Origin of the sequence: Streptomyces sp. SYP-A7185, assembly GCF_046103685.1 — a bacterium.
In the GTDB taxonomy this organism is placed as follows: Bacteria; Actinomycetota; Actinomycetes; order Streptomycetales; family Streptomycetaceae; genus Streptomyces.
Genome location: NZ_CP122310.1, coordinates 3,561,117 through 3,582,689 on the forward strand (window position 1 = coordinate 3,561,117; position 21,573 = coordinate 3,582,689).

Here is a 21,573-nt window from a genome sequence, read left to right on the forward strand (position 1 = left end):
ACTTCATACAAGAACGGGTCCGCCGCGCAAGAGCGCGACGGACCCGCTGAGATGCCTGTGTGACGCCCGTGCCGGACGGGACGGTGGCTGAGACGTGGGCTACTTCTTCGCCTTGCCCGGTCCGCTGTCGTCACTGGAGAGCACCGCGATGAAGGCTTCCTGCGGCACCTCGACGGAGCCGACCATCTTCATGCGCTTCTTGCCCTCCTTCTGCTTCTCCAGCAGCTTGCGCTTACGCGAGATGTCACCGCCGTAGCACTTGGCGAGCACATCCTTGCGGATGGCGCGGATGGTCTCGCGGGCGATGACCCGGGAGCCGATCGCGGCCTGGACGGGCACCTCGAAGGCCTGGCGCGGGATGAGCTCGCGCAGCTTGGCCACCAGGCGCACGCCGTACGCGTACGCCGCGTCCTTGTGCGTGACGGCGGAGAAGGCGTCGACCTTGTCGCCGTGCAGCAGGATGTCGACCTTGACGAGCTGCGCGGACTGCTCGCCCGTGGGCTCGTAGTCCAGGGAGGCGTAACCCCGCGTCTTGGACTTCAGCTGGTCGAAGAAGTCGAAGACGATCTCGGCGAGCGGCAGCGTGTAGCGGATCTCCACGCGGTCCTCGGAGAGGTAGTCCATGCCGAGCAGGGTGCCGCGCCGGTTCTGGCACAGCTCCATGATCGAGCCGATGAACTCGCTCGGGGCGAGGATCGTGGCGCGTACGACGGGCTCGTACACCTCGTCGATCTTGCCCTCGGGGAATTCGCTCGGGTTGGTGACGACGTGCTCGGTGCCGTCCTCCATGATCACGCGGTAGACCACGTTCGGAGCGGTGGCGATGAGGTCGAGACCGAACTCGCGTTCGAGCCGCTCACGGATCACGTCGAGGTGCAGCAGCCCGAGGAAGCCGACGCGGAAGCCGAAGCCCAGCGCGGCCGAGGTCTCCGGCTCGTAGACGAGCGCGGCGTCGTTGAGCTGGAGCTTGTCCAGGGCCTCGCGCAGGTCGGGGTACTCCGAGCCGTCCAGCGGATACAGACCCGAGAAGACCATCGGCTTCGGGTCCTTGTAGCCGCCCAGGGCCTCGGTCGCACCCTTGTGCAGGGAGGTGATCGTGTCACCGACCTTGGACTGACGGACGTCCTTCACGCCGGTGATGATGTAGCCCACCTCGCCGACGCCGATGCCGTCGGCCGGGGTCATCTCGGGGGACGACACACCGATCTCGAGCAGCTCGTGCGTGGCACCGGTGGACATCATCCGGATCCGCTCACGCTTGTTGAGCTGGCCGTCGACCACTCGTACGTACGTCACGACGCCCCGGTAGGAGTCGTACACCGAGTCGAAGATCATCGCGCGCGCGGGTGCGTCGGCGACGCCGACCGGCGGCGGGACCTCGGCGACGACCTTGTCGAGCAGCGCCTCGACGCCCACGCCGGTCTTCGCGGAGACCTTCAGCACGTCCTCCGGCTCGCAGCCGATGAGATTGGCGAGCTCCTCGGAGAACTTCTCCGGCTGGGCGGCCGGCAGGTCGATCTTGTTGAGCACCGGAACGATCTTGAGGTCGTTCTCCATCGCCAGATAGAGGTTGGCGAGAGTCTGCGCCTCGATGCCCTGCGCCGCGTCGACCAGGAGGACCGTGCCCTCACAGGCCGCAAGCGAGCGCGACACCTCGTACGTGAAGTCCACGTGCCCCGGGGTGTCGATCATGTTGAGGATGTGGGTCCTGCTCTGCTCGGGGCCCTCCGTGGGGGCCCAGGGCAGACGCACCGCCTGGGACTTGATCGTGATGCCGCGCTCACGCTCGATGTCCATCCGGTCGAGGTACTGAGCACGCATCTGACGCTGCTCGACCACGCCGGTCAGCTGGAGCATCCGGTCGGCGAGCGTGGACTTGCCGTGGTCGATGTGCGCGATGATGCAGAAATTACGGATCAGAGCCGGGTCGGTACGGCTCGGCTCGGGCACATTTTTAGGGGTCGCGGGCACGCAGGGTCCTGTCTCTTGAGGCGCCTGTCGCCTCGGGTCGGATCTATACGTAGGTTCCATGGTCCCATGGGTGAGGCACTGGACCCGGTGTGGGCCGGTCGGGGTGGGGAGCCGGGCCCGGATTGGGCCGGTCGGGGCACGGCTGGTAATCTGGGCAGCTGTGTCTCCTTGCCCTCTCGGTACTGAGGCACGTGTCAAAGAAACTCATCTGCAGTACCTCTGCAGGACCTGAACCTGAAAAGGCTCTTTCGTGGCGAACATCAAGTCCCAGATCAAGCGGATCAAGACCAACGAGAAGGCGCGTCAGCGCAACAAGGCGGTCAAGTCTTCGCTGAAGACCGCGATCCGCAAGGCCCGCGAGGCCGTTGCCGCAGGCGACACCCAGAAGGCCGTCGAGGCGACGCGTGAGGCTTCGCGTCAGCTCGACAAGGCTGTCTCGAAGGGTGTCATCCACAAGAACCAGGCCGCCAACAAGAAGTCGGCGCTTGCTTCGAAGGTTGCGACCCTCCAGGGCTGAACCCCTTGCCCCGGCTCGCCGGGGCGCTGATCAATCCTCCCGCGAGGGTAATTCGAGCCCTCTACCTCGAATCGCGGACAGACCCCGCAGTACGCCACGCTGCGACAATGCCCCCGGCCCACTCCGGGGGCATTGCTGTGTCTGGGCCCCCGTCCAGGGCGACGCATCTTTTAGGGGCGCGGGGAACTGCGCGAGCAACCACGACGCACCCGCAGGGGCGAACGGCGGGAGACGCCCCCAGGGGCGCGGGGAACCGCGCATCTGTCAGGGGCGCGGGGAACGGCGCATCCTTTAGGGGCGCGGGGAACTGCGCGACCAGCCACGACGCACCCGCAGGGACCAACGGCGGTAAGCGCCCCCCGCAGGGGAGAGGCGAAGCCCTAGCGGCTAGCGATTAGCGGCTAGCGACGAGCCCGCGCAGCCCGAGCGACAGCGACAACCGCCTTCTCAAGAGCGTACTCAGCATCATCCCCGCCCCCCTTGACCCCCGCATCAGCCGCAGCAACGGCAATCAACGCCGCAGCAACCCCATCCGGCGTCCACCCCCGCATCTGCTGCCGGACCCGATCAATCTTCCAGGGCGGCATCCCCAGCTCCCGCGCAAGATCGGCCGGCCGCCCGCCCCGCGCGGACGAGAGCTTGCCGATGGCCCGCACGGCCTGCGCGAGAGCACTGGTGAGCAGCACGGGAGCAACCCCCGTCGACAGCGACCAGCGCAACGCTTCGAGCGCCTCGGCGGCCCGCCCCTCCACCGCCCGGTCGGCCACGGTGAAGCTGGACGCTTCGGCACGGCCCGTGTAGTACCGGCCGACCACGGCCTCGTCGATCGTGCCCTCGACGTCCGCCACCAGCTGGGACACCGCCGAGGCGAGCTCCCGCAGATCGCTGCCGATCGAGTCGACGAGGGCCTGGCACGCCTCGGGCGTGGCCGAACGGCCCAGCGCACGGAACTCGCTCCGCACGAACGACAGCCGGTCCGCGGCCTTGGTCATCTTGGGGCAGGCGACCTCACGGGCCCCCGCCTTGCGCGCCGCGTCGAGCAGCCCCTTGCCCTTGGCGCCGCCCGCGTGCAGCAGGACGAGAGTGATCTCCTCGGCCGGCGCCCCCAGATACGCCTTCACGTCCTTGATCGTGTCGGCCGACAGATCCTGCGCGTTGCGTACGACCACGACCTTGCGCTCGGCGAAGAGCGAGGGACTGGTCAGCTCGGCGAGCGTGCCGGGCTGAAGCTGATCGGAGGTGAGGTCGCGCACGTCCGTGTCGGCGTCGGCGGCGCGGGCGGCGGCGACCACCTGCTGCACGGCGCGGTCGAGGAGGAGGTCCTCCTGGCCCACGGCGAGCGTGAGGGGAGCGAGCGGGTCGGCGGTATCTGTCTTCCTGGCCATCGCGGACAAGCATCCCACGCGGCACTGACAGCCCACCCCGGCCGGTTTCCGGGCGGCGCACCCCGTGTCGGAGAATGGGCCGGGTGACCGACGTACGACATGTCCTGGTGCTGCCCGACCGCGATGCCGCGGAGGAAGTGGCCGAAGAGCTCCCCGACCGTTTCGGCGTGCGCGAGCAGCCCCAGCTCGTCCGGGACGCCCTGGCCGGCGAGGACGACGCCGAGGACGCCCAGTGGCTGGTCGTGGTCGAGGACCCCGAGCGGCGCCTGGACCGCACGGCCCTGGACGAACTCGCGGCGGAGCACGAGGGCTGGCTCGAAGCCCCGTAGTCCCGTAGTCCCGGCCGACCGGGGGGGGCGGCCCCAGCCCGAGACGCCCAGGCCCAGAGCCAGGCCCAAACCCGAGCCCAAGCTCGCAAGCCAAGGCCCGAGGCCCGAGGCCCGAGGGCCGAGGCCAGCTTCAGCTCTTGGGCAGGACCTGTATGTCGAGGTCGATCGAGATGCTGGGCCCGACCGCCGCGATGCCGCGCGCGAGCATCGTCTGCCAGTTGATCGTGAAGTCGTCGCGATGCAGCTCGGTGGACGCACGGCAGGCCACCCGGGTCTCCCCCTGGAGGCCCTGGCCCACCCCGAGGTACTCCGTGTCCAACGTCACCGTGCGCGTCACCCCGTGCAGCGTCAGACCGCCCGAGATCGCCCAGCGGGTGCCGCCCTTGTGCACGAAGCGGTCGCCGTAGAACTCCATCGTCGGGAAGCGCTCCACGTCGAGGAAGTCCCCCGACCGCAGGTGGTCGTCGCGCATCTTCACCGCGGTGTCGATGGAGGCGGCGTCGATGACGACGTGCATGGCGGAGTCCTCCATGCGCTCCCCCAGCCGTATCGCCCCCGCGAAGCTGTTGAACCGGCCGTGGATACGGGCGAGCCCGATGTGCCGCGCGGTGAAGGCCACCGAGGAGTGCAGCGGGTCGAGCTCCCAGTCCCCGGGCTCGGGCAGTACCGGGGGCGGGGCTATCTGGAGCATGACGTCCCCGAGAGAGGCGTGCGCGCTCTCGCCGACCGTGGCGTTCGCCCGGTAGGGGGTGAATCCCTCCGCCGAGACCGCCAAACGGTAGTCCCCGGCGGGAACGGTCGCGACGAACGACCCGTAAGGATCAAGACCCCCGCCGACGACCTTGCGCCCCATGGCATCACTGACCGCGAACTCCGCGTGCCGCACCGGCTCGTTGACCGGATCGAGCACCCGGCAGCTGAGCACTCCCGCACGGGGCGGAAGCGTCACGGCGGACAAGGGCCCGCCACCCCGGCCTGCCCGCCCGGCCCCCACGGCCCGCGCGTTTCCCACGGCCCGTACGGCCCCCGCGGCCTGACCGGCTCGTTTCGTCCGACCGGCTCGGTTCGTACGGTCTCCCAGCCAACGGCCGAACATTTGCGACACACCCCCGCGCACCTTGACAACTCCTGTCCCGAAGAGGCATTCGATCACCGTTGCGGCTTTCGATGCAACACGAACCCACTTCGCTGCAATCCTGCGGTAACACGGGAACTGTCCCGACTAACCGAATTGCTCACCCCGAGCACCGATTTGGGCCCCCGGGGAGGCCTTACGGCCCCGGCCGCCCGCTACGGCGGCCTCGTGACCACCTCCAGAGCCGGAGCCGCCCCCTGCGCCGCCCCTGCGCGCGACCCGCCGCCCGCTGAGGCCCCGGGCGGCCCCACCACCGCGATCGCTCCGTCCGTGTCCGTCCGCAGCACCTCCGCTCCCCCGGCCCGCAGCGCCGCGACCGTCCGGGGCGCCGGATGGCCGTACGAGTTGTCCCGGCCGCAGCTGATGAGGGCGAGCCGCGGCGCGGCCCGTCTCAGGAGGCCCGGGTCCTGATACGCCGAGCCGTGATGGGCCACCTTGAGCACGTCCACGGGTGGCAGCGCCGTCACGACCGGAGTGCGGGCCAGGGCGCGCTGGGCGGGCGGTTCGAGATCGCCGAGCAGCAGCAGGCTCACCCCTCCGGCGCGGACGAACAGCGTGACGCTGGCGTCGTTCGGCCCCTCGGGTGCCGGCCCCCGGCCCGAGCCGCCCGCCCCGGGCCAGAGCACCTGCCAGTCAAGGGCCCCCGCCCCCGCGCGGCGCCGCTCTCCCGCCACCGCCCGGCTCACCGGGACCCGGTGGGCAGCCGCCTGCGCCCGGACGAACTGCGCCTGGCCGAAAGGCTCTTGATACCCCGTCGTCTGGATCGCCCCGACCGAACGCCCCCGCAGCACCCCCGGCAGGCCCGCCACATGATCGGCGTGGAAGTGCGTCAGGAGCACCAGCGGCACGCGCGTCACGCCCAGCGAACGCAGGCACCGGTCCACGAGCACCGGATCGGGCCCCGCGTCCACGACCACTCCCGCCCCCTCACCGGCGGCGAGCACGGTGGCGTCCCCCTGGCCCACGTCACACATCGCGAACCGCCACCCCGGCGGCGGCCAGCCCGCGATGACCCGGGTGAGGGGCGGCGGCTGCACGACCGCGAGCAGAAGCAGCAGGGCGCAGGCCCCGCACAGCCAGGGGTGCCTGACGAGCCGGCGGCCCACCAGCACCACGCCGGCCGTGGCGAGGGCAAGGAGCAGTCCGCCGCGCCACCCACCGGGCCAGTCGACCCCGCTGCCGGGCAGGGCCGCCCCCGTCCGGGCGATGTCCGCGATCCACCCGGTGGGCCAACTCGCGCACCAGGCCAGCGCCTCGGCGACCGGCATCGCCCACGGCGCGACCGCGAGCGTGGCAAAGCCGAGGACCGTGGCGGGAGCGACGGCCACCTCCGCGAGGAGATTGCAGGGCACAGCCACCAGGCTCACCCGCGCCGCCATGACGGCCACGACGGGCGCGCACACCGCCTGCGCGGCAGCCGCCGCGGCCAGCGCCTCGGCCAAGCGCGGCGGCACCCGGCGCCTCCGAAGGGCGGCGCTCCACCTCGGAGCGAGGGTGAGCAGTGCCCCGGTGGCAAGGACGGAGAGCAGGAACCCGGGGCTCCGGGCCAGCCACGGGTCGTACAGCACGAGCAGCAGCACGGCGGCGGCCAAGGCCGGGATCAGCGACCGGCGCCGCCCGGTGCCGATGGCCAGCAGCGCGATCAGCCCGCAGGCAGCGGCCCGCAACACGCTCGGATCCGGCCGGCAGACGACCACGAACCCGAGGGTGAGGACACCGCCCAGCAACGCCGTCACCCGCAGCGACATCCCCAACCGCGGCGCGAGACCCCGCCGTTCCGCACGCTGGGCCACGCCGGGCGGGCCGATGAGCAGGGCGAGGACGATCGTGAGGTTGGCTCCGCTCACCGCGAGCAGGTGCGTCAGGTCGGTCGCCCTGAACGCCTCTTCCAGCTCGGGCGGCACCCGCGAGGTGTCCCCGACCACCAGGCCCGGCAACAGGGCCCGGGAGTCGGACGGCAGCCCCTCCGTGGCCTCCCGCAACCCACCCCGTAACCGCCCCGCCAGACGCTGCGCCCCCGACGGCTGCTCGATCACCCGCGGCGCCGGCTCCCCGGACACCCGCAGCACCGCCGCCACACGGTCACCCCGGGGCAGGGGCGGCGCGAGGCTCGCCTGGACACGCAGCCTGGTCGACGGCAGGAGCGCAAGCCAACGCGCCTTCGACCAGGGACCGACAGGATCGGCAGGATCGACGGAACCAACGCGACCGGCGGGGCCGGCAGGACCGGCGTAACCGGCGGGCCCGGCAGGACCAGCGCGACCGGCAGGACCGACGGGACCAGCGGGACCGAAAGAATCGACAGGACCGACAGAATCGACGGAACCAACAGAATCGACCGAAGGCCCTCCCTCGTGGCTCCCCGCGAAAACCAGGACCGGAGTGCGGGTCGTGGCGGAGGTCCTTCCGTCCGCCGAGGTGACCCGGACGATCTCCGCGTCCACCATGACGGAGGGCGGCACGGCATGCGCCCCGTCCACCCGGGGCCGGGTCAGCCGGGGGTCGGAGGTGACCTCCAACTCCAACTCGGCTTCGGCGTACTGCCGCGCCAGGGCGGGAACCGGCCCCCGGTGCAGATCAGCCCCGTGCAGCCCCGCGGAGACCGCGCCCGCCGCGGCACAGAGGAGGACCGCCGCCACGGAGACCCTCCGCCATGGCTGCCGCCGCCCGGGCCCATCGCCCGGCTCAGCTCCACCGGGTGGCCCGCCGCCCCTCGCCCGGAACTCGGGGGTGTGCCGAGACCCCGCAGCCGCCGCCGGGCGCCCCCGTACCGTCCATGTCACCAACAGCGCCCCCGCCATGGCCACGCAGACCACCACCGCTGTGATCACCCACCGTGGAGGAGCGTCCAGCGTCAGGGCCGCGGTCCCCCACGCCGCGAGGGCGGGCGGCACGAGCCGCAGGTCCAGCGGACCCTCCGGGGCCATGGGAGCATCCCGCCCGGCAGCCGTCCGGCTCGGCGCCCTCATGGCCGCACGAGATTCTGCAGGTCGGCATAGCGCTTGTCGCCGATTCCGTTGACCTCGCGCAGTTCGTCGACCGAGCGGAAGCCGCCGTGCTCCGTGCGGTAGTCGATGATGTGCTGGGCCAGCACGGGCCCGACGCCCGGCAGTTCGTCGAGTTGCTCGGCGGTGGCCGTGTTGAGGGCGACCGGGGCGGCGGGAGCCGTGCCCGTCGGCCCCGCGGCAGCCCCCGCGCCGGGCGCCGCCGGAGTCCCCGATGCCGACGGTCCGGTCGGGGCCGCCGGGGCCGTCGCCGGTGCGCCCACCACCACCTGTTCGCCGTCGACGAGCAGGCGGGCGCGGTTGAGGCCGTCCGTGTCGGCGCCGGGGCGGACGCCGCCCGCGGCCTTCAGCGCGTCGGCGACCCGGGAGCCCGCGGGCATCCGCAGAATTCCGGGGCTGCGGACCTTGCCGCTGACGTCCACGACGACCCGGCCACCGCCGCTCGCACCCTCCTGAGGAGGCGGGACTCCTGGCGACGGAGACGGCTCCCCGCCTCGCCCGGGCGCCGCCTCGACGACGTCCGGTGCCCGCACCGGCTGTGTCCGCCCGGCCCAGAAGTGCTGGGCGGCGAACACCGCCGCGACGGCGATGACCACCAGGAGCGCGACGAGACTCCGCCGCTCCAGCCCGCACCGCAGTTGGAGCCACAAGGGCAACCGCTCCCGCACGGCCATCCCCACCCGCCCCCGCAGAGGCGCCCCCGCCTCCCCCCGCGACAGCTCCCCGGCCGAAGCCGAAGGCCGGTCCTCCCCCTGCCGAGCCCCCTGCCGCGCTTCCTGCCGCCCACCCTCCGGCACGGCAACCACGGGCGGCGCGGCCAAGACCTCCGACTCCGCCAAACTCCCCAACCGCAGCCCCACCCGCGACTCCGGCTCCGACTGCACCCCCGGCCCCTGCCCCGGCCCACGCCCCTGCCCCAGTCCCGGATCGGACCCCAGCCCCGGCCCAGGCCCCGACCCCAACCCCGGCCCCGGCCCCAACCCCGCCGGAAAGAGAATCTCCGCCCGTTGCCGCACCGCCCGCGCCCGAGCTTCCGCCAAGGCACGTCCGCGCCGGGAAACCGCTCGTCTACGGGCGTGGCCGTGGCGCGGGTAGCCGTCAGGAGCAAGGCCGACCGGTGCGCGACCGGTCCTGGCACGGCTGGCCGAAGCCAGGCCGGCGGATCCACGGCCGCCGGAAGCCAGGCCGCCGGAGGCCAGGCCGACCGATGCACGGCGGCCAGAAGCGCGCCCGTCAGAAGCAGGCGCCCGCCCCGGCCCACTCGTCCCCCTGGAGGCCCGTGCTGCCGCCCCGGAGGCCCGTGTCGCCGCCCTGGAGCTCGCTGTCGCCGCGCCAGATGTCCCTGTCTCCGCGCCGGAAGCCCGTGCCCCCGCGCCAGAAGCCCGTGTCCCCGCGCCAGATGTCCTGGAAAGTGATCGAAGTGCCATGCCGACGACGCTAGGCACTCGGGCCCACAAATGTTGATCTTGGTCAATTCCCGTGGATTACCCAGCAGTTGTGGATAACTCCGTCACCCACACCAGCGACACCCGGCGCCCAGGTCCGACACTCCGACGCCCAGGTCCGACGCCCAGGTCCGACGCCCCTTGGCACCGGGCCAGCCCTACCAGGGCGAGACCACGGCCCCCAACAACCCGGGCCCCGTATGCGCGCCGATCACCGCGCCGACCTCGCTCACGTGCAGTTCCGCGAGGCCCGGCACCCGTTCCCGGAGGCGGTCCGCCAGGGCCGTCGCGCGGTCCGGGGCCGCCAGGTGGTGCACCGCGATGTCGACGCGGTGCGACCCGGCGCGTTCGGCCACGATCTCTTCGAGGCGGGCGATCGCCTTGGACGCCGTCCGCACCTTCTCCAGCATCTCGATGCGCCCGTCGTCCAGCTGGAGCAGCGGCTTCACGGCGAGGGCCGAGCCCAGCAGGGCCTGTGCGGCGCCGATCCGGCCGCCGCGGCGCAGATAGTCCAGGGTGTCGACGTAGAAGTACGCGGACGTGTTCGCGGCCCTCTTCTCCGCCGCGGTCACCGCCTCGTCCACCGAGCCGCCCGACTCGGCGGACTCCGCCGCCGCGAGCGCGCAGAAACCGAGGGCCATCGCGACCATCCCGGTGTCCACCACCCGCACCGGCACCGGCGCGTCCTTCGCGGCGAGGACCGCCGCGTCGTACGTACCGGAGAACTCGGCGGACAGATGCAGCGAGACGATGGCCGTCGCGCCCGCTTCGGCGACCTTGCGGTAGGTCTGGGCGAAGAGTTCGGGGCTGGGCCGCGAGGTGGTGACGGAACGCCGTTTCTGCAGCGCCAGGGCGAGGGAGCGGGCGGAGATCTCCGTGCCCTCTTCGAGCGCCTGGTCGCCGAGGACCACGGTCAGAGGTACCGACGTGATGCCGTGCCGCTCCATCGTCCGCTGCGGCAGATAGGCCGTTGAATCCGTGACGATCGCGACATGACGGGACATGCGGTGGAGATTACCTGCCTGGACCGGACGACGGCAGCCCGGCCCCTCGCGGGTCAGTCTGCCAGTCGCGCTCCCGGCCGCGCCAAGTCGTCCGTGTCACGGGGCGTCTTCTCCCGCGGTCACGTCGTGCTCTCGGGCTTGGCCTGCTTCTCCCAGGGATAGGCGGGCCGCGGGGTCGGCGGCGTGATGGCCGGCCTCGCCGGTCCCGACTCCGGCTCTTCGGACGCCTGGGACGGCTCCGTCCACGTCTGCTCGGCGGTTCCCGCCGCGGGCTCGGGCTCGGGCCAGGCGGGAGGTGTCTGCGCGGGTGCGGGCTCCTTGGTCCAGTGCCGCAGCGCGCCCGCCTCCAGGTCGATCTGGCTGCTCAGCGAGTCCAGGTCGTCGTCGGCGAACCGGCGGGCCCGGTCCCGCGCGCTCCACCGCAGCGAGTCCGACGCCTTGACGACCTGCTCGGTGCGCTCCCGCAGCGCGGGAAGGCGCCCGGCCATGGCGACCTTGTCCGGGTCGCGTTCGAGGCGCCGCAGCTCGTCGTCCAGCTCGTGCCCGTGTGCGCTGAGCCGCTCGAAGAGCCCGAGGGACTCCTTCAGCGAGGCGTCCTCGACGACACCGGCCTGGAGCGTCTCCTGCGTGGCCCGCATCGACGTGCGCAACGAGAGGCGCAGCTGGGCCAGTTCGCCCGCGGCGCCGATCTGCCCGAAGCTCTTGGCCCGGAGCGTCGTGTCCTCCACCGTCCGGCGGGCCTGCGAGATCGTGCGGTCCACGCCCCGCTTGGCCGCGCCGACCACCTTCACCGTCGCATAGGCGCCAAGGCCCAGGAACAGCACGACAAGCAAAGCCACGATCGCGATCACGGCTTCCATGACGCTCCTCTCAGGTCCTGCGGCGAGTTCCGCACCGGCTCCTCCACGGTAAACGCAAAGGGCAGGCGGAGGGTTCCAGCGGAACCCCCAACCTGCCCGTAGGGGACTACCCTCATGCCCCCTCGCGCGTCACGCACCCGGCGTCACGCCGGAACGATGTTCACCAGCTTCGGCGCCCGCACGATGATCTTGCGGATCCCGGCGCCGTCCAGCGCGGCCAGCACCCTCTCGTCGCCCAGGGCCACCTTCTCCAGCTCCTCGTCCGTGATCGACGGGGAGACCTCCAGGCGCGCCCTGACCTTGCCCTTGATCTGCACGACGCAGGTCACGGTCTCGTCCACGACGTACGCCGGGTCGGCCACGGGGAAGTCCTGGTGGACGACCGAGTCGGTGTGGCCCAGCTTGCGCCACAGCTCCTCGCCGACGTGCGGGGCCAGCGGAGCGATCAGCAGCACCAGGCGCTCGGCGACCGAGCGCGGCAGCGTGCCGTTCTCCTTGGTCAGGTAGTTGTTCAGCTCGGTGATCTTGGCGATGGCGGTGTTGAACCGCATGCCCTCCAGGTCCTGGCGCACGCCGTCGATCGCCTTGTGCAGGGCGCGCAGCGTGCCCTCGGCGACGTCCGCCTCCGCGACGTCCGCGACGGTGACCTCGCCGGTCGACTCGTCGACGACCAGACGCCACATCCGCTGCAACAGGCGGTACTGGCCGACCACCGCGCGCGTGTCCCACGGTCGCGAGACGTCCAGCGGGCCCATCGCCATCTCGTACAGGCGCAGGGTGTCCGCGCCGTACTCCTCGCAGATCTCGTCCGGAGTGACGGCGTTCTTCAGGGACTTGCCCATCTTGCCCAGCTCGCGCTTGACCGGCTCGCCCTCGAAGAAGTACTGCCCGTCGCGCTCCTCGACCTCGGTCGCCTGGACCGGGAAGCCGCGGCTGTCGCGGTAGACGTAGGCCTGGATCATGCCCTGGTTGAACAGCTTGTGGAACGGCTCGGCGGACGAGATGTGCCCCAGGTCGAACAGGACCTTCGACCAGAAGCGGGCGTACAGCAGGTGCAGCACGGCGTGCTCGGCGCCGCCCACGTACAGGTCGACGCCGCCGGTCGGCTGGCCCTCGCGCGGGCCCATCCAGTACTGCTCGACGGCCGGGTCGACCAGCTTCTGGTCGTTGTGCGGGTCCAGGTAGCGCAGCTCGTACCAGCACGAGCCGGCCCAGTTGGGCATGGTGTTGGTCTCGCGGCGGTACTTCTTGGGGCCGTCGCCCAGGTCCAGGGTGACGTTGACCCAGTCCTCGTTGCGGGACAGCGGCGTCTCCGGGGAGGTGTCCGCGTCGTCCGGCTCGAAGGTGCGCGGGGAGTAGTCGTCGACCTCCGGCAGCTCCAGGGGCAGCATCGACTCGGGCAGCGAGTGGGCGACGCCGTCCTCGTCGTAGACGATCGGGAAGGGCTCGCCCCAGTAGCGCTGGCGGCTGAACAGCCAGTCGCGCAGCCGGAAGTTGACCGTGCCCTCGCCGATGCCGCGCGTGGCCAGCCAGCCGGTGATGCGGGCCTTGGCGTCGACGACGCCCAGGCCGTCCAGGGAGATCTCCTGGTTCGCGGAGTTGACCAGCTTCGCCTCGTACGAGGAGAAGGCGTCGTCCCACGTCGACGGGTCGGTGCCGCGGTCGTCCGAGGGCTGGACCACGCAGCGCATCGGCAGGTGGAAGGCGCGCGCGAAGGCGAAGTCACGGCTGTCGTGGGCCGGGACGGCCATGATCGCGCCGGTTCCGTACCCCATCAGGACGTAGTCGGCGATGAAGACCGGGACCTGCTCGCCGCTGACCGGGTTGGTGGCGTAGACGCCGGTGAAGACGCCGGTCTTCTCCTTGGCGTCGGCCTGGCGCTCCACGTCGGACTTGGACGCGGCGAACGCGCGGTACTTGGCGACGGCCTCGGCCGGGGTGGCGTGGCCGCCGGTCCACGTCTCGTGGGTGCCCTCGGGCCAGGCGTCGGGGACGACCTTGTCGACCAGCTCGTGCTCGGGCGCCAGGACCATGTAGGTGGCGCCGAACAGCGTGTCCTGGCGGGTGGTGAAGACGGTGATCGCGTCGCCGTCCCCGGTGCCGACGGGGAAGTCGACGCGGGCGCCTTCGGAGCGGCCGATCCAGTTGCGCTGCTGGAGCTTGATGGCCTCGGGCCAGTCCAGCGCGTCCAGGTCGTCCAGCAGGCGGTCCGCGTAGGCGGTGATGCGCATGTTCCACTGGCGCAGCTTGGCCTTGAAGACGGGGAAGTTGCCGCGCTCGGAGCGTCCGTCGGCGGTGACCTCCTCGTTCGCCAGGACGGTGCCCAGGCCGGGACACCAGTTGACGGGCGCGTCGGACGCGTACGCCAGGCGGTACTGGCTCAGGGCCTCGGCGCGCTCGACGGCGTCCAGCTCGCTCCACGCGCGCGTGGTGCCCGGTACGGCCCGCTCACCGCTGTCGAACTGGGCGACCAGGTCGGCGATCGGACGGGCCTTGCCCGCGTGGGTGTCGTACCAGGAGTTGAAGATCTGTACGAAGATCCACTGGGTCCACTTGTAATAGTCCGGGTCGATCGTCGCGAAGGAGCGGCGCTTGTCGTGGCCCAGGCCCAGACCGCGCAGCTGCGTCTTCATGTTCTCGATGTTGGCCTCGGTGGAGACCCGCGGGTGCGTGCCCGTCTGCACGGCGTACTGCTCGGCGGGCAGGCCGAAGGCGTCGAAGCCCAGGGTGTGCAGGACGTTGTGGCCCGTCATGCGCTGGAAGCGCGCGTAGACGTCGGTGGCGATGTACCCCAGCGGGTGACCGACGTGCAGGCCGGCGCCGGAGGGGTAGGGGAACATGTCCATGATGAACTTCTTGGGCTTGGCGACCAGCGCGGCCTGCGCCTCGTCCTCCGCCGCCAGGTCACCGCTCGGGTTGGGCGCCTCGTACGTGCCGTCGGCGTCCCAGAAGTCCTGCCAGCGTGCCTCGATCTCGGCGGCCAGGGCGGCCGTGTAGCGGTGCGGTGCGGCCACCTCGGAGGCGGCAGCAGAATTCGTCTCGCTCATGATCCTCAAAGCTCCATCGATCGTCTCTGCCTGCGGAAATGACCGTCCCGGCCAAATGAAAAAGCCCCTCACACAGGAGGGGACGCCGCGCCGATGCCGACCGCGATTTTCCGGCGGTCGGGACTGATCAGCGCGGCCCGCTAAGCAGAAGGCGTACGGCACGCATGGCGTCAGGGTACCGCAGCGCTCACGCGGCCCGCGACGAGGTTCCACCGCGCCGCCCCACCCCGGCCCGGACCCTCATGAGGCCCGGGCTTCCCGGCCGGCACCCAGCCGGAAGCCGACCTTTGGCCAAAGGTTACTCCGCGTACCGCCCCCTATCGGGGCAACACCAAGATCGCGTCGCTTTTAGATAACGACGCAATAACTCAAACCTCGTACTCACTGGTATGCGGACACTTAGCATGCGGCGATCGAGCCATTTCGGAGTCGCCCCCATGAACCCTCTGAATCCGCACCGCCAGAGCCGCACCGACCGCACCAGCCGCACCGCCCGCAAGAGCCGATCGTTCGCAGCCTTCCCCGAACCGAGCAGAACCACGCGCGGAGTCGTGACCACCGCCGTACTGCTGCTCATACCCCTGCTCGTCATACTCGGCAGCGACGCCTTCCGCGCCGCTCTCGACTTCACCACCGGCGTCCTGTCCCTGGTCTCCCTGACCTCCGCCGTCGTCTGGGGCCTGGTCGCCACCGACCGGCTCTTCCTGCACTCCCGTCAGCGACTGCTCGCCCAGGCCGTGCACCGGGCCACCGCCGTCGCCTCCATCGGGTTCCTGCTGCTCCACGTCACCGTCAAGCTCGCGCTCGACCACGTCTCGCCGGTCGGCGCGTTCATCCCCTTCGGGCTCGGCTTCTCCGGCAGCGACGGGCTCATCGGCCTCGGCTCGCTCGCCGGGCTCCTCATGGTGGTCACGGGCGTCACCGGGGCCCTGCGCAGCGCCTTCGCCTCGCCGGCCCAGGTCGCCTCGCGCTGGCGGGCGCTGCACATGCTGGCCTACCCCGCCTGGTGTTCGGCGCTGATCCACGGCCTGTACGCGGGCCGCGCCCCCAAGCCGTGGGTGATCGTCCTCTACAGCCTCTGCCTGGTCGCCGTCGCGGGAGCGGTCGCGCTACGCGCGTCCCCGCTGCCGGTCAAGCGAAAGGTGGCCGCCCGGATCCTGGCCGTCCTCGAACCGGACCGCAGGACGGGCGGCAAAGAGCCCGCCCGCAGGGACACCGCCGAATCCCCGCTCCCGGGCACGGCGACCGCTCCCGGCCGCGCCCCCGCACCCGAGTCCGACCCCACGACCCCGGTGGTCGGCATCGCGGCGGCCTACCGCGTCCTCGCCTCCACCAACCAGCCCACGGAGGTCGTCTCCAGCACCGACCCGCCGCCGCCCCGCTGGCCGGCCCCCTCCCCGCCGCCCCCGGCCGAGGCCCCGCACATCCCGTACGACGCCTCGTACGACACCCAGACGTACGACACCACCGCTTACGACACCACCGTGTACGAGACCACCGCGTACGACACCTCTTCGTACGACACGCACTCCACGGCGTACGGCTCCGAGGAAGCCGCCTACCGCTCCCACGACACCGCCTACGACCCGCCGTACGGCACGGTCCACCACCCCCCGTACGAGCCGCCGTACCAAGCCCCGTACGACAACGGCCCCGCCACTGAACCGCTGCCCCACACCTTCCAGGCGCCGAGTTCGGGCGAACCCTGGAACGCCGCCACCGGAGGCCCCAAGTGAACGCGTCGCTGCCCGACGTCCCCGAAGTCCGTGTGGTCGGGCTTCCGCTCCTGACCTCGGGCTTCGACCTGGTCGAGCGCCTCGATCTGGCGATGCACCTGAAGGTGCACGGTCCGCTCGAACCGATGGCGGGCGAGTCGCTCGCCGGTCTCTCCGAGGCCATCTCGCTGCGCGGCAGGGGCGGCGCGGGATTCCCCTTCGCCAAGAAGCTGCGCTCGGTCGCCGACGCGGCGATACGCCGCGGCGTGCGCCCGGTGGTCGTCGTCAACGGCAGCGAGGACGAGCCCGCCTGCCGCAAGGACACCGTCCTGATCAACCGGGCCCCGCACCTCATCCTCGACGGCGCCCTGCTCGCCGCCGAGGCCCTGGGCGCCCGCACGCTGGTCGTGGGCGTCACGCGGGACTCCACCGAGTCCTCGATGCTCGCGGCGCTCGCCGAGCGCGGTCTGACCAACCGGCGCGGATCGAGCATCCGCGCGCGCGTGCAGCGCAATCCGGTGCGCATGGTGACCGGTGAGTCCTCCGCCCTGGTGCGCTCGGCGGACGGCGGCCCACCCAAGCCGCCGGGCCGCAAGGTGCGCACCTCCGACTCCGGAGTGGGCGGGGCGCCCACCCTCCTGTCGAACGCGGAGACCTTCGCCCAGCTCGCGATCGCCGCCCGGATCGGCCCGGACCGCTACTGCCGCACCGGCCTGCGGGACGAGCCGGGCACGGTGCTGCTCACCGTCTCCGGGGCCGTCGCCCGCCCCATGGTGGTCGAGGTCCCCACCGGAGTCCCCCTGCGGTACGTCCTCCAGCTGGCCGGCGCCCCGCCGCTCCCCCAGGGCGTCCTGACGGGCGGCTACCACGGCAAGTGGCTCGACGCGGTGACCGCGCACGACGCGGTCGTCTCACGGGCCTCCCTGGAGGCCTGCGGGGGCGCCCTGGGGGCGGGCGCGATCCTGCCGATCGGCCCCGGCACCTGTCCGCTCGGGGAGGCGCTGCACGTGGCGAACTGGCTGGCCGCCGAGAGCGCGGGCCAGTGCGGGCCCTGCTATCTGGGCCTTCCCGCGGCGGCCCGGGGCCTCGCGGACGTCCTGGACGGCGGCGGCCCCACCGCCCTGGAGGCGCTGCGCGAGGTGACACGGGCGGTGAAGCGACGCGGCGCCTGCAAGCACCCCGACGGCACGGCCGCCTTCATCGAGTCCACGATCTCGGCGTTCACGGACGACCTCGCCGCGCACGTGCTCGGCGGCGGCTGCGGCCGCTCCGTGGAGGGCGTCCTGCCGCTCCAGGAGGAGACACCGCAGGCCGAGGCCCCCAGTGGCCGCAGGCTCGCCGTGGACTGGACGCTCTGCCAGGGCCACGGGCTGTGCGCGGACATCATCCCCGAGCTGATCCAGCTGGGCCCCGACGGCTTCCCCGGAGTGGCGGAGGCGCCCGTACCGCGCTACTCCGAAGCGCGTGCCACCCGGGCCGTACGCCGCTGCCCCGCACTCGCGCTGCGCATCGAGGAGGACCCCTCCGCGCCCTCGCCGCGCACGGCACTGCCGCTCGCGCTGCCGCCGGGCCGCGGCCGCGGGCGCAGGGCACTCGGCAGCGGACGCTAGCGGGCCGTCCCGGGGGCAGCCGCCCCCGGGACACACGAAAGCGGGCCACCCGATCCGGGTGGCCCGCTCTCATCTGCTGTGGAGCTAAGGAGAATTGAACTCCTGACCTCCTGCATGCCATGCAGGCGCTCTACCAACTGAGCTATAGCCCCTTGCCTGTCCGCCCGGTTTCCCCGGCGGCTCCGCCAACATTACACGGTCCTCCCCGTGCTCCACCAAATCGTTTCCGGTCTGTACGGATACGGGCGGTACTGTCAGCCTTCGTGACCGTGATCGCGCTTGTCGGCGCCCGCCGCCGCGTGCCCCTCGCCGCCGGGGCCTGTCTGCTCTCCTTCACGGCCTTCTGGCTCGCGCAGCGCGCCGCGGACGTCTCGATGATCGACTTGATGGTCTACCGCGCCGAGGGCGAGACGGTACGCGCGGGCGGCGACCTCTACGCGCTGCGCACCACCGAGGCCCATCTGCCCACCACCTACCCGCCGTTCGCGGCCCTCCTGTTCACGCCGCTGACGCTCCTGGACACGGCGGACATACGCACGCTGGCGACCCTGGGGAACCTGCTCCTCCTGGTGGCGTTCGCCTACCTGGCCCTCCGCCTCGTAGGACCCGCCCCGCACCCGGGGCACGCGCGCGTGGAACGCGCCGCGTGCCTACAGAGCGCCCTGTGGGTGTCGGCGCTCGCGGTCTGGGCCGAGCCGGTGTGGACGACCCTGCGGTACGGCCAGGTCAATCTGCTGCTCGCCGTCCTGGTCCTGTGGGACCTGACCCGGCGCCCCGGCCACCGCTGGGCGGGCCTGGGCATCGGCGTCGCGGCGGCGATCAAGCTCACCCCCGCGCTCTTCGCGGTCTTCCTGCTGCTCACCGGTGTCGCCGAGGCCGCGCGGCGCGGCCCGTGGCGGACACCGGTGCGGCACGCGTGCGTGGCGGCCGTCTCGTTCTCCGGGGCGACGCTGCTCGCGGCGGCCGTCCTGCCCTACGACTCCCGGCGCTTCTGGACCCGGATGGTCTTCGAGGCGGGCCGCGTCGGTCTTCCCGAGGACACCGCGAACCAGTCGCTGCGCGGGGTGCTCGCCCGGCTCCTGCACACCGCGGAGCCCGGCTTATGGTGGGTGGTGGCCGGGGCGGCGACCGGAGCGCTGGGCCTGGCGGTCGCGGTCCGGGCGGCGCTGCGCGGGGAGCGTGCCCGGGCCGTGGTGAGCTGCGCGGCGACGGCGCTCCTGGTCAGCCCGGTGTCGTGGTCGCACCACTGGGTGTGGTGCGTGCCGATGGCCCTGCTCGTGTGGACGGAGGCGGGGCACCGGGCCGGCCGGGCCCGGTGGACGGCCACCGGCGCCGTGGCCCTCGTCTTCTGCTCGTACGCGCTGTGGTGGGTCCCGCACGGCGTGGGACGGCTTGAACTCGACCAGAACTTTGGCGAGATGACGCTGTCCGCCCTCTACGCCGGGACCGCTTTCGCGCTCCTGGCACGGGGAATCGGGCGTCGGATCACGCCGTGGATCACGCCGTGGCGAAGGAGTAGAAGCGCTTGAGCGTGCAGTGTTCGTCGAGCAGCCGGCCGTAGATCGGCTCCCCTTCGAGTTCGCGGTACGTCTCGATGGGGTCGCCCTTTATGATCAGCGCCCGCGCGCACTCCTCGCACCAGTACTGGTAGTCCGGGTTGACGGGTTCCATGTCGCGGACGATCGGCGTACCACTGCCGCACCAGTCGCACTTCCGCCTGTGTGCACCCATCAATCAGCTCCAGCTGCGGCCGCAGGCCGTGCACACGTACGAGACACCGCCGTTGTCGCCGAGCACTTGGGCGACATGGGACGAACCGCAGGACGGACAGGTGAGAAGGGGCGACGCCGCGAGGGAAGGGGCAGCGCGCCGCGGCGCGGCCACTGCGACAGGGCGCTGGGCCCCGTCGAGGATGCTCGCAGGCATCGCTCTCCCTCCCGTCGGGTCACATTCGGTGGTCTGGTGCGGTCCCCTTCCGGCTGTCCGATTCTGCCACGGCCTGAGCGACCCGGTCAGCGACGCAGTCGTACCAGTCCGGACACGGCGCCCAGTGCGGCCGCCCCGGCCAGGGCGTATGTGCACACCAAGAGCGCGTCCGCGGATGAATACGCCCCCGGAGCTCCCTGCGACTCAAGCCGGTTGAGAAAAAGTGCGCCGAAGCACGCGACACCGATCAGCTGGCCGAGCTGAGCGACCGTCGACAGGAGCCCGCCGGCGTCCGCCGCGTCCTCGGGACGCACCGTGGACAGCGCCCGGGTGAGCGTCGGGCTGAACCCCAGGGAGAGCCCCGCGCCGATGACCACATAGGCCACGTACAGCCACGGACCACCTTCCCCGCCGTCCCGCAACAGCAGCCCCACGGCGGCCGACGCGACCGCGGTGAGCGCGAACCCGAGGGGTATCAGTGCCCGTTGCAGCGCGGCGGGCCAGCGGCGCCAGGTCAGGCCGACCGCCCCGAAGACCACGGCGGTCGGCGCGAACGTCAGCCCCGCGCGCAGCGCGCTGTAGCCGAGCCCGCCCTGGACGTGCAGCGTGAGGACGAACAGGAAGCCCGCGTTCACGCCCATCACCGTGGCGATCCGGAAGACGGCGAGGCCCATCCCGGGGATGCGCAGGACCCTCGGCGAGATCAGCGGCGCACCGCCGCCGCGCGCGAGCCGGGACTCGTACGCGCAGAAGGCGGCGAAGATCACCCCGGCGGAGCCCAGGGAGAGCCAGGACCACAGTGGCCAGCCCTCCTGCTGCCCGAGCACCAGCGGCACGGTGAGCAGCGACACGGCGGCGCCGAGCAGCACGAGCCCCGGCAGGTCCAGCCTCCTCCCCCGGGGCCGTACCGACGTGCCGGGGCCCGCTGCCGCCGCGCTCCCGCCGTCCCGGGGCAGCACACGCCCCGCCATGATCAGCAGGACCACGCCCACCGGCACGTTCACCAGGAACACCGGACGCCATCCCGTGCCGAACAGGTCGGCGCTGACCAGGACCCCGCCGAGCACCTGCCCCGCGGCGGCCCCCACGGCGAGCACGGCCGCGTACGCGCCGAGGGCCTTCGTGCGCGCCTCGCCGGTGAAGTTGCGCTGGATCAGGCTGAGCACCTGCGGGATGAGCAGCGCCGAACCCGCGCCCTGCAACAGCCGGAAGGCGATCAACTCGCCCGTGCCCTGGCTGAGTCCGCAGGCCAGCGAGGCGACGGTGAACACCGCGAGGCCCAGCAGATAGACCCGTCGGTGCCCCAGACGGTCGCCGAGCCGCGCGCCGGTGATCAGGAGGACGGCGTACGTGATGGTGTAGCCGGCGATCACCAGCTGCAACCCGGCGCCGGACGCGCCCAGTTCGGTGCGGATGGTGGGCGCGGCGACATTGACGATGAAGACGTCGAGCAGCGCCATGAACTGCGCCGCGATGACGACGGCGAGCAGGCGTCCGGGGCGATTGTCGGTGCCGGGGGCTTTACTGGATCCAGGACTCGCACCAGCGGGATCCGCCGCGGTGGGCGGGGTGGTCGTTGTCATGACCCCCAGCGTGGCGGCGAGTTGGTACGGGTAACGAGAGC

At 72.0% G+C, this 21,573-nt stretch carries 16 protein-coding genes and 1 tRNA gene; 5 read left to right on the forward strand and 12 right to left on the reverse strand.

Translation table 11 applies throughout. From position 1 onward, the window contains the following. Positions 1-99: 99 nt before the first annotated feature. Complete coding sequence (lepA, locus tag QBL25_RS15675) at positions 100-1,971, reverse strand: translation elongation factor 4 (RefSeq protein ID WP_409057655.1); 1,872 nt, start codon at positions 1,969-1,971, stop codon at positions 100-102. Positions 1,972-2,221: 250 nt separating this feature from the next. Here lepA and rpsT point away from each other — a divergent pair, with 250 nt between their 5' ends. Further along, positions 2,222-2,488: a 30S ribosomal protein S20 gene (rpsT, locus tag QBL25_RS15680; RefSeq protein ID WP_135334171.1), complete on the forward strand. Its 267-nt coding sequence runs from the start codon at positions 2,222-2,224 to the stop codon at positions 2,486-2,488. A 401-nt stretch (positions 2,489-2,889) separates the two neighbouring features. Here rpsT and holA read toward each other — a convergent pair whose 3' ends face one another. After that, positions 2,890-3,873 (reverse strand): DNA polymerase III subunit delta, encoded by a 984-nt coding sequence (holA, locus tag QBL25_RS15685; RefSeq protein ID WP_409057656.1) that lies wholly within the window; start codon positions 3,871-3,873, stop codon positions 2,890-2,892. A gap of 74 nt (positions 3,874-3,947) precedes the next feature. Here holA and QBL25_RS15690 point away from each other — a divergent pair, with 74 nt between their 5' ends. Further along, a complete protein-coding gene (locus tag QBL25_RS15690; RefSeq protein WP_409057657.1) occupies positions 3,948-4,202 on the forward strand; it encodes a hypothetical protein in 255 nt (84 codons plus the stop codon). 130 nt (positions 4,203-4,332) lie between these two features. Here QBL25_RS15690 and QBL25_RS15695 read toward each other — a convergent pair whose 3' ends face one another. The 6 genes from QBL25_RS15695 to leuS form a co-directional block, all read right to left on the reverse strand. Then, positions 4,333-5,298, reverse strand: a complete 966-nt coding sequence (locus QBL25_RS15695) for a YceI family protein (protein ID WP_409062668.1) — start codon at positions 5,296-5,298, stop codon at positions 4,333-4,335. A gap of 194 nt (positions 5,299-5,492) precedes the next feature. Next, on the reverse strand, positions 5,493-8,306 hold the full coding sequence (locus QBL25_RS15700) for a ComEC/Rec2 family competence protein (protein ID WP_409057658.1): 2,814 nt from the start codon (positions 8,304-8,306) through the stop codon (positions 5,493-5,495). Next, positions 8,303-9,016 (reverse strand): helix-hairpin-helix domain-containing protein, encoded by a 714-nt coding sequence (locus QBL25_RS15705; protein WP_409057659.1) that lies wholly within the window; start codon positions 9,014-9,016, stop codon positions 8,303-8,305. Before QBL25_RS15705 ends, QBL25_RS15700 begins: the two co-directional genes overlap by 4 nt. A gap of 929 nt (positions 9,017-9,945) precedes the next feature. Then, the gene (locus QBL25_RS15710) at positions 9,946-10,791 is read right to left on the reverse strand and encodes a DegV family protein (RefSeq protein WP_409057660.1); all 846 of its coding nucleotides are present in this window, start codon (positions 10,789-10,791) and stop codon (positions 9,946-9,948) included. A gap of 119 nt (positions 10,792-10,910) precedes the next feature. Continuing rightward, positions 10,911-11,651 (reverse strand): hypothetical protein, encoded by a 741-nt coding sequence (locus QBL25_RS15715; RefSeq protein ID WP_409057661.1) that lies wholly within the window; start codon positions 11,649-11,651, stop codon positions 10,911-10,913. A 143-nt stretch (positions 11,652-11,794) separates the two neighbouring features. Then, positions 11,795-14,698, reverse strand: coding sequence for a leucine--tRNA ligase (gene leuS / locus QBL25_RS15720; RefSeq protein WP_409057662.1), 2,904 nt, complete (start codon positions 14,696-14,698; stop codon positions 11,795-11,797). Positions 14,699-15,135: 437 nt separating this feature from the next. On the opposite strand from leuS, the gene QBL25_RS15725 reads away from it, so the two are divergent. Both QBL25_RS15725 and QBL25_RS15730 read left to right on the forward strand, forming a co-directional pair. Continuing rightward, the gene (locus tag QBL25_RS15725; protein ID WP_409057663.1) at positions 15,136-16,434 is read left to right on the forward strand and encodes a cytochrome b/b6 domain-containing protein; all 1,299 of its coding nucleotides are present in this window, start codon (positions 15,136-15,138) and stop codon (positions 16,432-16,434) included. Beyond that, positions 16,431-18,023, forward strand: coding sequence for an NADH-ubiquinone oxidoreductase-F iron-sulfur binding region domain-containing protein (locus QBL25_RS15730; protein WP_409057664.1), 1,593 nt, complete (start codon positions 16,431-16,433; stop codon positions 18,021-18,023). The genes QBL25_RS15725 and QBL25_RS15730 overlap by 4 nt, the downstream gene beginning before the upstream one ends. 79 nt (positions 18,024-18,102) lie before the next feature. Here the strand turns inward: QBL25_RS15730 and QBL25_RS15735 are convergent. Further along, positions 18,103-18,175 (reverse strand) — tRNA-Ala (locus QBL25_RS15735). Between the two features lie 111 nt (positions 18,176-18,286). Here QBL25_RS15735 and QBL25_RS15740 point away from each other — a divergent pair. Next, positions 18,287-19,552, forward strand: a complete 1,266-nt coding sequence (locus tag QBL25_RS15740) for a glycosyltransferase 87 family protein (protein WP_409057665.1) — start codon at positions 18,287-18,289, stop codon at positions 19,550-19,552. Here QBL25_RS15740 and QBL25_RS15745 read toward each other — a convergent pair. The 3 genes from QBL25_RS15745 to QBL25_RS15755 all read right to left on the reverse strand — a co-directional run bounded on the left by QBL25_RS15745 (position 19,521) and on the right by QBL25_RS15755 (position 21,532). Further along, positions 19,521-19,754: a hypothetical protein gene (locus QBL25_RS15745; RefSeq protein WP_016643127.1), complete on the reverse strand. Its 234-nt coding sequence runs from the start codon at positions 19,752-19,754 to the stop codon at positions 19,521-19,523. The two genes, QBL25_RS15740 and QBL25_RS15745, sit on opposite strands and share 32 nt — an antisense overlap. A gap of 3 nt (positions 19,755-19,757) precedes the next feature. Then, entirely contained in the window at positions 19,758-19,949 is a 192-nt protein-coding gene (locus QBL25_RS15750) for a hypothetical protein (protein WP_409057666.1), read from the reverse strand. An 86-nt stretch (positions 19,950-20,035) separates the two neighbouring features. After that, positions 20,036-21,532, reverse strand: a complete 1,497-nt coding sequence (locus QBL25_RS15755; protein WP_409057667.1) for an MFS transporter — start codon at positions 21,530-21,532, stop codon at positions 20,036-20,038. Positions 21,533-21,573 lie beyond the last annotated feature (41 nt).